The organism is Kitasatospora sp. NPDC059722, assembly GCF_042733235.1.
GTDB lineage: Bacteria > Actinomycetota > Actinomycetes > Streptomycetales > Streptomycetaceae > Kitasatospora.
Map to the genome: position 1 here is coordinate 80,659 of NZ_JBHWGD010000008.1, position 9,620 is coordinate 90,278.

The 9,620-nt window shown below is 73.3% G+C and carries 5 protein-coding genes and 1 pseudogene; 4 read left to right on the top strand and 2 right to left on the bottom strand.

The features are described 5' to 3' along the window. Positions 1-245: 245 nt before the first annotated feature. Complete coding sequence (gene xylA, locus ACFV4F_RS07280) at positions 246-1,418, bottom strand: xylose isomerase (RefSeq protein ID WP_380500732.1); 1,173 nt, start codon at positions 1,416-1,418, stop codon at positions 246-248. 95 nt (positions 1,419-1,513) lie between these two features. Here xylA and xylB point away from each other — a divergent pair, with 95 nt between their 5' ends. Both xylB and ACFV4F_RS07290 read left to right on the top strand, forming a co-directional pair. After that, positions 1,514-2,944, top strand: a complete 1,431-nt coding sequence (gene xylB, locus ACFV4F_RS07285) for a xylulokinase (RefSeq protein WP_380500733.1) — start codon at positions 1,514-1,516, stop codon at positions 2,942-2,944. A gap of 69 nt (positions 2,945-3,013) precedes the next feature. Then, positions 3,014-4,295, top strand: a pseudogene (locus ACFV4F_RS07290) (ROK family protein). Positions 4,296-4,316: 21 nt separating this feature from the next. Here the strand turns inward: ACFV4F_RS07290 and ACFV4F_RS07295 are convergent. Further along, a complete protein-coding gene (locus tag ACFV4F_RS07295) occupies positions 4,317-6,320 on the bottom strand; it encodes a beta-galactosidase trimerization domain-containing protein (RefSeq protein WP_380500734.1) in 2,004 nt (667 codons plus the stop codon). Positions 6,321-6,592: 272 nt separating this feature from the next. On the opposite strand from ACFV4F_RS07295, the gene ACFV4F_RS07300 reads away from it, so the two are divergent. Together ACFV4F_RS07300 and ACFV4F_RS07305 are read left to right on the top strand one after the other, a co-directional pair. Continuing rightward, positions 6,593-7,633 (top strand): sugar ABC transporter substrate-binding protein, encoded by a 1,041-nt coding sequence (locus ACFV4F_RS07300; protein WP_380500735.1) that lies wholly within the window; start codon positions 6,593-6,595, stop codon positions 7,631-7,633. A 42-nt stretch (positions 7,634-7,675) separates the two neighbouring features. After that, positions 7,676-9,472, top strand: a complete 1,797-nt coding sequence (locus ACFV4F_RS07305; RefSeq protein ID WP_380500736.1) for an alpha-L-fucosidase — start codon at positions 7,676-7,678, stop codon at positions 9,470-9,472. Positions 9,473-9,620 lie beyond the last annotated feature (148 nt).

Consider the following 9,620-nt stretch of genomic DNA (forward strand, 5'->3'; position numbering starts at 1 on the left):
GCGCCTGGCACCCCCCCCCGGCCCGCCGCGCGGCCCCGCGGGCCCGCGCGGGCGGCACGCCCGCCACCCTCGGGACGGGAGCGCCCCCCCCCCCCCCGCCCCGTGTCCGCCCGGCCACGGCCGGAGTCGTCCATGCGGCGCCGCACCAACCGCAACCCGACGGGAGAGCCGGGCCGTGCCAACCGCGACCCGACGGGAGAGCCGGGCCGTGCCACCCGCACGGCCCGGCTCGGTCGTGGCCCCGGTCAGCGGGCGCCGAGGAGGTGTTCGTAGGCCAGCTGGTCCAGCTGCTCGAACGCCATGCCGCGGCGGGCGGCGGTGTCGACGTCGAAGTCCTCGAAGGCGGAGCGGTCCGCCAGGAGCCCGGCCAGGCCGTCCTGGGCCGTGGGGAGGGCGAGTTCGGGCAGGCGCGAGGCGGTGAGCGCGGCCTGGACCTCCGGGTCGGCGCGGAAGGCGCGGGAACGCTCGGCCAGCAGCAGGTAGTTGCGCATGCAGGCGGCCGCCGAGGCCCACACGCCGTCGAAGTCCTCGGTGCGCGGCGGCTTGAAGTCGAAGTGCTTGGGGCCGTCGTAGCCGGCCGACTCCAGCAGGTCGACCAGCCAGAAGGCCTGCCGCAGGTCGCCGGCGCCGAAGCGCAGGTCCTGGTCGTACTTGATGCCGGACTGGCCGTTGAGGTCGATGTGGAACAGCTTGCCGTGCCACAGGGCCTGGGCGATGCCGTGCGGGAAGTTGAGGCCGGCCATCTGCTCGTGGCCGACCTCCGGGTTGAGGCCGACCCGGTCGGGGCGCTCCAGCGCGTTGATGAACGCCAGCGCGTGGCCGACGGTGGGCAGCAGGATGTCGCCGCGCGGCTCGTTGGGCTTGGGCTCGATCGCGAAGCGCAGGTCGTAGCCCTGCTGCTCGACGTACTCGCCGAGGAGGTCGAAGGCCTCCTTCAGCCGGTCGAGGGCCGTGCGCACGTCCTTGGCCGCCCCCGACTCGGCGCCCTCGCGGCCGCCCCAGGCGACGTAGACCGAGGCGCCGAGCTCCGCCGCCAGGTCGATGTTGCGGATCGTCTTGCGCAGCGCGTAGCGCCGTACGTCGCGGTCGTTGGCGGTGAACGCGCCGTCCTTGAAGACGGGGTGGGTGAAGAGGTTGGTGGTGGCCATCGGCACCTTCAGCCCGGCCGTGTCCAGGGCGGCGCGGAAGCGCTTGACCACCTGCTCGCGCTCGGCGTCGCCGGTGCCGAAGGGGATCAGGTCGTCGTCGTGGAACGTGACGCCGTGGGCGCCGAGCCCGGCGAGCCGCTGTACGGTCTCGACCGGGTCGAGGGCGGGCCTGGTCGCGTCGCCGAAGGGGTCGCGCCCCTGCCAGCCGACGGTCCACAGGCCGAAGGTGAACTTGTGCGCGGGGGTGGGGACGAGCGGGTCGCTGGACATGGAGCGGCTCCGAATCGCGTGCGGAGGGTGTTTGTCAGGGCTCTCAACAAATTAGTATGCCGGAACGTCAAAAGGAACCCACACCGGAGGAACGCATGGCTGAGCAGCGTGTCGTGATCGGCGTCGACAGCTCGACCCAGTCCACCAAGGCCCTGGCCGTCGACATCGACACCGGCGCCGTGGTGGGCGAGGGCCGAGCCCAGCACACCGTCAGCACGGGGGCCGGCAGGGAGAGCGACCCCGAGCAGTGGTGGGCGGCGCTCGGCCAGGCCGCGGCGCGTACGGGCTGGGCGGACCGCGCGGCGGCGGTCTCCGTCGCCGGCCAGCAGCACGGCCTCGTCACCCTCGACGCGGCCGGCCGCCCGGTCCGCCCGGCGCTGCTCTGGAACGACGTCCGGTCCGCGCCGCAGGCCGCCGGCCTGCGCGATGCGCTCGGCGCGGTGGAGATCGCCCGCCGCACCGGCAGCGTCCCGACGGCCGCCTTCACCGCCCCCAAGTGGGCCTGGCTGCGCGCTCACGAGCCCGCCGCGGCCGACCGCGTCGCCGCCGTCCGCCTGCCCCACGACTTCCTGACGGAACGGCTGACCGGCGAGGCCGTCACCGACCGCGGCGACGCGTCGGGCACCGGCTGGTGGGGCCCGGACGGGTACGACCGGGACGTCCTCGCCCGCATCGGCCTCGATCCCGCGCTCCTGCCCGAGGTCCTCCCGGCCGGTGTGCGGGCCGGCGTCGTCCGTCCCGGTCTGCCGCTGCGCGAGGGGGCGCTGGTGGCCACCGGCACCGGCGACAACATGGCGGCGGCCCTCGGGCTCGGCCTCCTCCCCGGGCAGCCGGTGCTCAGCCTGGGCACCTCCGGCACCGTCTACGCCGTCGGCCGGACGCGGCCGGCCGATCCGAGCGGCACCGTCGCGGGCTTCGCCGACGCCCTCGGCGGCTGGCTGCCGCTGGCCTGCACGCTCAACTGCACCCTGGCCGTCGACCGCTTCGCCGCCCTGCTCGGACGCGGCCGCGAGGAGGTCGAGGACGGCGGCACCGCGGTCGTCCTGCCCTACCTGGACGGCGAGCGCACGCCCGACCTCCCGGGCGCGTCCGGCCTGATCCACGGACTCCGCCACGACACCACCCGCGGACAGCTGCTCCAGGCCGCCTACGACGGCGCCGCCCACGCCCTGCTCGCGGCCCTGGACGACGTCCTGCGCGCCGGGGGCGAGGACCCCGACGGCGATGAACCGCTGCTGCTCATCGGCGGCGGCGCCCGCGGCACGGCGTGGCAGCGGACCGTCCTGCGGCTCTCGGGCCGGGCGGTCCAGGTGCCCGCCGCGCAGGAACTGGTGGCGCTCGGCGCCGCCGCCCAGGCCGCCGCGCTGCTCACCGGCGAGCCTGCCGACGCCGTGGCACGCCGCTGGCGGACGGCCGAGGGCCCGGTCCTGGAGGCCGTGAAGAAGGACGAGGACGCGCTGATGCGGATCGGGGATACCCTGCGTCGGGCCGGGGCCTTGCAGGGTGCCCCGGCCGAGGACCGGTAGGAGGGGCGCGTGACGGTGGTGGTCAGGGCGGGCAAGGGACCGGAGAGCGGACCCGCGTCGCAACAGGACATGCGACGGCAGAACCTCTCACTGGTCCTCGGCGCGGTCGCCGGGCACAGCCCGCTCTCCCGCGCGGACGTCGCCGGGCGCATCGGCCTGACCAGGGCGGCGGTCTCCTCCCTGGTGGACGAGCTGATCGGCCGCGGCGCCCTGACCGAGGCGGCGGCCACGGCCAGTGGCCGGGTCGGCCGCCCCGGCCGGGCGCTGGCCGTGAACGACCAGGGCCCGGCGGGTCTGGGGCTGGAGATCGGCATCACCCACCTCGGTGCTTGCGTCGTGGACCTGCGCGGCGAGCCTCGGGTGTGGCGCCGGGTCGAACGGGAGAACGCGGGCCGGCCGGCCGGGGAGGTGCTGGCGGAGACCGCCGCGCTGGCGGCCGAGGCGCAGGCGGAGGCCGCCGCCCTCGGCCTGAGCGTCGAGGGCCGCGTCCTGGCCGTCCCCGGGGTGGTGCCGAACGAACCGGCCGGGCTGGTCGAGCGCGCGCCCAACCTCGGCTGGTGCGGCGTCTCCCTCGCCGACCACTGGCCCGACCCGGACACCGTGCCCGAGCCCGAGAACGAGGCCAACCTCGGTGCGCTGGCCGAGTACTGGAGCGCCGGGCAGGCCGCGGAGACCTTCGTCCACGTCTCCGCCGAGGCCGGGATCGGCGCCGCCCTGGTCATCGACGGACGGCTGTTCCGGGGCGCCCGCGGCTTCGCCGGCGAACTCGGCCACATCCCCGTCCAGCCGGACGGCGCCGGATGCGCCTGCGGCGCCCGCGGCTGCCTGGAGCAGTACGCGGGCGACGCGGCGGGGGGGGGGGGGGCGCGCGCGCGCCCCCGCCCGCCCCCCCCGCGCCCCGCCGGCGCCGGCGCGCCCCGCCGCGCCCCCGCCCCCCCCGCGCGCCCCCCCCCCCCGCGGCGGGGGGGGGGGGGGGGGCGCCCCCCCCGCGCCCCCCCCCCCCCCCCGCCCGGGCGACCCGGTCGCGCTGCTCGCCGAGCGGGCGGCCGCCGGGCACGAGCCCACCCTGCGGGCGCTGGACCGGGCGGGGCAGGCCCTGGGGCTCGCCCTCGCGTCCGCCGTGGAGCTCATCGACCCGGGCGGCCTGGTCCTCGGCGGTGCCTACGCCGAACTCGCCGACTGGCTGCTGCCGTCCGTGCGCGCCGAGTTGGCCGCCCGGGTCACCGTGCGGCCCTGGGCCCCGGAGGCGCTGCGCCCGTCCGCGCTCGGCCGGCGCGGCCCGCTGCTGGGCGCGGCGCTGACGACGGTGCGCCGGATCATGGCGGACCCGTTGCTGCTGCCCGCCGGGTGATCCGGGGCCCGTACCCCGCGGTCAGTCGTGCTCGGCCACGATCATCGCGTGGCCGTCCCCGGTGGTGACCCGCACGTGGACGTACTCGCCGTCGTACTCCCAGGGCAGCTCCAGCCCGGCCGGCTGGAGCCGCACCGAGCGCGGGGCGGCGGCGAGCCGGACGGCGACGGGCACGTCGACCAGCGGGAACGGGTCGTGCACCAGGTCGAGCTCCGGGGTCTCCCGGGACGGGACGAAGCTGATCAGGTGCACCACGGTGCCCGCGGCGGTGCGCTTCACGGTGGTCTCCAGGTGGACCGGCCCGCCGGCGCGGACGAGCGGGTCCGGCAGGAGCCGGTCCAGGGCGGCGCCGAGCAGCCGACGGTACGTCTCCAGGCCGTGCTCGTGGAAGGCCTCCAGCAGCGACACGGTCACCGCGGCCACCCCGTCGCCGACGACGACGGCCGCCTCGTCGGTCGGGTCGGCCGGGGGAGTGTAGGAGTGACCGCAGAACCGGTCCCAGGAGCGCGGGAAGTAGGGCGCCACCACCCGGGCCAGGACCTCGGCGCCGGGCAGTGCCCGGGCGGTCAGCCGGGAGCCGTGGCTGATGACCGGGAAGTCCTCCGGGACCCCGGGGACGCCCTGGCAGGTGAGGAACACCTCACCGGCCGGCGCCGGTGCGAGTCCCTCGACCGGGAGGTCGGGGAGGGCGGGCTCGGTGCCGTTCCTGAGCAGCGCCGGCCCGACCAGCAGCACGGCGCCGCCTGCCCGCCGGTACGCGTGCAGGCGCTCCGCCAGGGCGTCGTCGACCGCCGTGCTCTCGGGCACGACGACCGCCCGGTACCCGCTCAGGTCGGCCGTCGGCGGGACCACGTCGAACTGCGCCCGGAGCTGTTGCAGCGCCCGTACGGCGCCGATGTTGCTCGCGCCAGGGTTGTCGCCGAGGCCGGGGTCGGTGACCACGGCGACCTCGCTGACGGCCCGGCCGCCGTCGAGGAAGGGCTCGCACGCCTCGATGTGCCCGTAGACCGAGCCGATGAGCTCGTACACCGCCGGAGCGGCGACGCCCCGCGGGTGCAGCACGTCGCCCACGCCGCTGGTCAGGCCGTGGCTCAGCATCTGGCTGGTCTCGTACAGCAGCGCCGCCCGGGGCTTGAGGGCGGCGTTGTCCCCCCAGCTCTCGTGGAACCGCCCGGTGTGGCTGAGGACGGGCAGTCCCATGGGGCGGACGAAGCGCGCCACGTACGGGAGGAACGCGTAGCCCCAGCCGCCGGTGGGCAGGCCCTCGATCTCGACGTGCCGGATGAACTGGCGCTCCTCGGGCAGTCCGGTCTTGGGCCGGCTGTTGAACCAGACGCTCTGGGCGGCGTCCGCGGGTAGGGCCTTCTCCACCATCGCGGAGTAGCGGGCCATGTAGCGGCGGGCCACGAGGTTCGCGTAGCGGTTCCGGTGGTCCGCGTCGGCCGGGTCCAGCCCCTCGCGGCGCATCCCGTCCACTGCCCAGCGGCTCGCGCTGGGCTGGTTCCAGCACATGTCGATGAAGATGCCGTCGACCGGGGCGAAGCGCCGGAGCACCTCGTCCAGTTGATCGGCGAAGTAGTCGGCGTAGGGGCTGGACATGTCGAGGATGTTCCAGGCCGCCTCGAAGGCCGAGGTGCTCCAGCGGGCGAGCTTCAGGTCCTCGCCGTGCGCGATCCACTCCGGGTGCTCCCGGGCGGCGAACTCGTCGACCTGGAGGGACAGGTAGATCGGTGCGCGGATGCCCACGGCGTGCAGGGCCTCGACCTGCTCGGCGAGCAGGTCGAGGTCGGGGGCGAGCCCGGGGTGGCGTTCCGGCCGGTCGGTCCCGTAGTAGAGGTGGCCGTGGTGGCACTTGGCGAAGACGGTCACGCTGTCGACGTGGGCGTCGCGGAAGGCCCGGGCGAAGGTCACCGGGTCGAAGTCGCGTCCCACGTCGGGGATGTCGGGGCCGGTGTGAAAGTCCAGGTGCACGGTCCGGCGGGGGAAACGATGGATGGTGTGAGCGTTCACATCGCGTGGGGTCATGGGATGGATTTATAGGCCGTGGGCGCCGAGGAGTCCAGGGATCCGGGGGTGATACATCCGATGAATGGCCGTATTTCATCGGCCATACCGCGAAGATATGGCGGAAATCCCGATGTCACGTTTGGGAGTCATCGGATGCCTCTACTTGTCGTCCAGGTTTCACGCTCGTAAGGTCCTCGGTACCGCGAGCCCCCCGGACGGCGGTGGCGCCGTACGCGGGTGAGGGACCTCCCCGCGGTGGGCGGGCGTTCCAAGGCAAGGAGATCAGTGCGATGAGGCTTCGCTCTTCCGGACTCGCGGCGATGGCCGGGGCCGTGTTAGTCGTCGGCGCCACGGGGTGCGACCGCAGCACGGGCGGAGCACTGAAGCCTTCCGCCCAGGGGGCGATCGGCATCGACCTGCCGCGGGACGACTCCGACTTCTGGCGGGCGTACGAGCAGTACGTGAGGAAGGGCGTCGCCGCGCAGGCGATCCGCACCCTGCCGATCACGGCGTCCCACAACCGCGAGGACGAACTGCGGTCCAACGTCCAGGGATTCGAGCAGGCGAACGCCAAGGCCGTGGTGATCGCGCCACAGGCGACCTACGTCACCGACGTGCTGCTCGGCGAGCTCTTCAGACGCGGCGTCAGCGTGGTGAGCGTCGATACCGAACCCGAGCACGGCGAGGTGTACATGGCCGTCCGGGCGAACAACGTCGACTACGGCACCAAGGCCTGCCAGTTCCTGGGCGCGCAGCTCAAGGGAAAGGGGAAGGTCGCGGAGCTCCAGGGGGCGCTCGACTCGATCAACGCCTACGACCGGAGCCGGGGGTTCTCCACCTGCATGAAGGAGAAGTTCCCGGGCGTCCAGGTGATCGAGCTGGCCACCGACTGGAAGGGGGACGTCGCCGCGGCGAAGCTCCAGTCGACGCTGGCGGCCAACCCCGACCTCGGCGGGATCTACCTGCAGGCCGGCGGCGTCTTCCTGCAGCCGACCGTCTCCGTGCTCCAGCAGCAAGGCATGCTCAAGCCGGCCGGCCAGCCGGGGCACATCGCCGTCGTCTCCAACGACGGCATCCCGCAGGAGTTCGACGCCATCCGCAAGGGCGACATCGACGCCACCGTCTCCCAACCCGCCGACCTGTACGCCAAGTACGCGCTGTTCTACGCGCAGGCCGCCGTCGAGGGCAAGGCGTTCAAGCCGGGGCCGACCGACCACCAGTCGACCATCGTCGCCCTGCCCAACGGGCTGGAGGACCAGCTCCCCGTGACGCTGGTGACGAAGGACAACGTCGACGACAAGGCCCTGTGGGGCAACAACCTCGGCAAGTAGCCGCAGCATCGACAGCACTCCCACCCGAACGAGGAGCCTCCTATGTCAACCACCGGACTGAGCCGCCGTCAGCTGATCCGCGCCGCCGCCCTCGCCGGAGGCGCCGTGGCCTTCGGCCTGCCCCAGGTGCTCCGGCCCGGCACCGCCCAGGCCTACCAGGTGCCGTCCAAGATGGCCTGGTGGTACCAGGCCCGCTTCGGGATGTTCATCCACTTCGGCTCCTACAGCCAGCTCGGCCACGGCGAGTGGGCGTTCTCCACCGAGAACTGGAGCAAGGCCAACTACCAGGCCCAGGTGTCCGCCCCCTTCGACCCGACGGCCTTCAACGCCGACACCATCGCCGACCTCGCCCTGAACGCCGGCATGAAGTACCTGGTGATCACCGCGAAGCACCACGAAGGCTTCGCGATGTACAACTCGGCCGTGGCGAGCTTCACGGACACCACCGGCACCAAGCCGTACAACCTGCCCAAGTACACCGCCTACCAGAACGACCTGCTGGCCGCGCTCAAGAAGGCCTGCGACGCCCGCGGCATCAAGTTCGGCCTCTACTACTCGATCATGGACTGGAACCACCGCTCCCAGACCGTCAACCAGACGACCAACTACACCGACATGGCGTCGCTGAGCGCGCGCGCCGGCTACATCAACGACATGAAGGCACAGCTCCAGGAACTCCTCACGGCGTACGACCCGGCGATCCTCTGGTTCGACGGGGACTGGTGCGCCAACCCCGCCACGCCCACCCTCACCGACTGGTGGACCCAGTCGGACGGGGTCGACCTGTACAACTGGCTCGTCGCCCAGAAGCCCGGCCTGATCGTCAACGAGCGGGTCAAGCGGGACGTCGGACTCGGCGACTTCGCCTGTCCGGAGCAGAAAGTGCCGGCCGAGCCGCTCGGTCGGCCCTGGGAGACCTGCGCGACCATGAACGGCGCCTGGGGTTACACCTCCTGGGCCGAGAGCTCCTACCGGTCCGTGCAGACCATCGTCCAGGAGTTCGTCACGGTGGTCTCCCGGGACGGCAACTACCTGCTCAACATCGGCCCCAAGGGCGACGGCACGCCCACCCCGGGCTCCGTCACCGTCCTCCAGGGTCTGGCGCGTTGGATGGGCACCAACAGCGACAGCATCTACGGCACCACCGGCAGCCCCTTCACCGCCGAGCCGTCGTGGGGCAAGTTCACCAGGAAGCCGGGCAAGCTCTTCGCCCACGTGTTCAGCTGGCCGGCCAATGGCACCCTGCAGATCCCGCTGATCGCCAACACCATCAACCGCGTCTACCTGATGAGCAACCCGACGGCCTCGCTCTCGTACTCGGTCAGCGGCGGCAGCATCAACGTCTCGGTGCCCACCACCGCGCCCGACGCCAACGACTCGGTCGTGGTGGTCGACGTCAACGGGACGCCGGCCGTCGTCGCCGACGGTGTCTACGAGCTGATCTCCGTGCGCAGCGGCAAGGCCCTGGACGACGGAAACACCTCCAGCGCGGGCAGCCAGGTGGTCCAGTGGACCGTCAACGGCGGCACGCCGCAGCGGTGGACGCTGACCGGTCTGGAAGCGGGCCGTTTCAAGCTGGTGTGCGCCCGCAGCGGTCTGGCCCTCGACAGCGGGGCCAGCACGACCGCGGGCGCCGCACTGGTCCAGCAGCCCGACAACGGGAGCGACCAGCAGCAGTGGAGCATCACCGCGCTCGGCGGCGGCTCCTACCAGCTCACCAACCGGGCGAGCGGGATGGCGGTGGACAACGGGAACGGCACGGTGGACGGCCAGACGGTGGTCCAGTGGACCGTCAACGGCGGCACGTCGCAGCAGTGGAACCTGGTCAAGGTCGGCTGAGCCGCGCCGTCGAAAACGTGTGTGGGGGGGCCGGCGCGGCGGGCGGCCCCCCCCCCGCGGCGGGCGGGGGGGGGGGGGGGTATAAAAAAAAGACGCCGGCCCCCGGCACAAAACATTTATTTTATCGGGGGGGGCGGGGGTGTTAAAA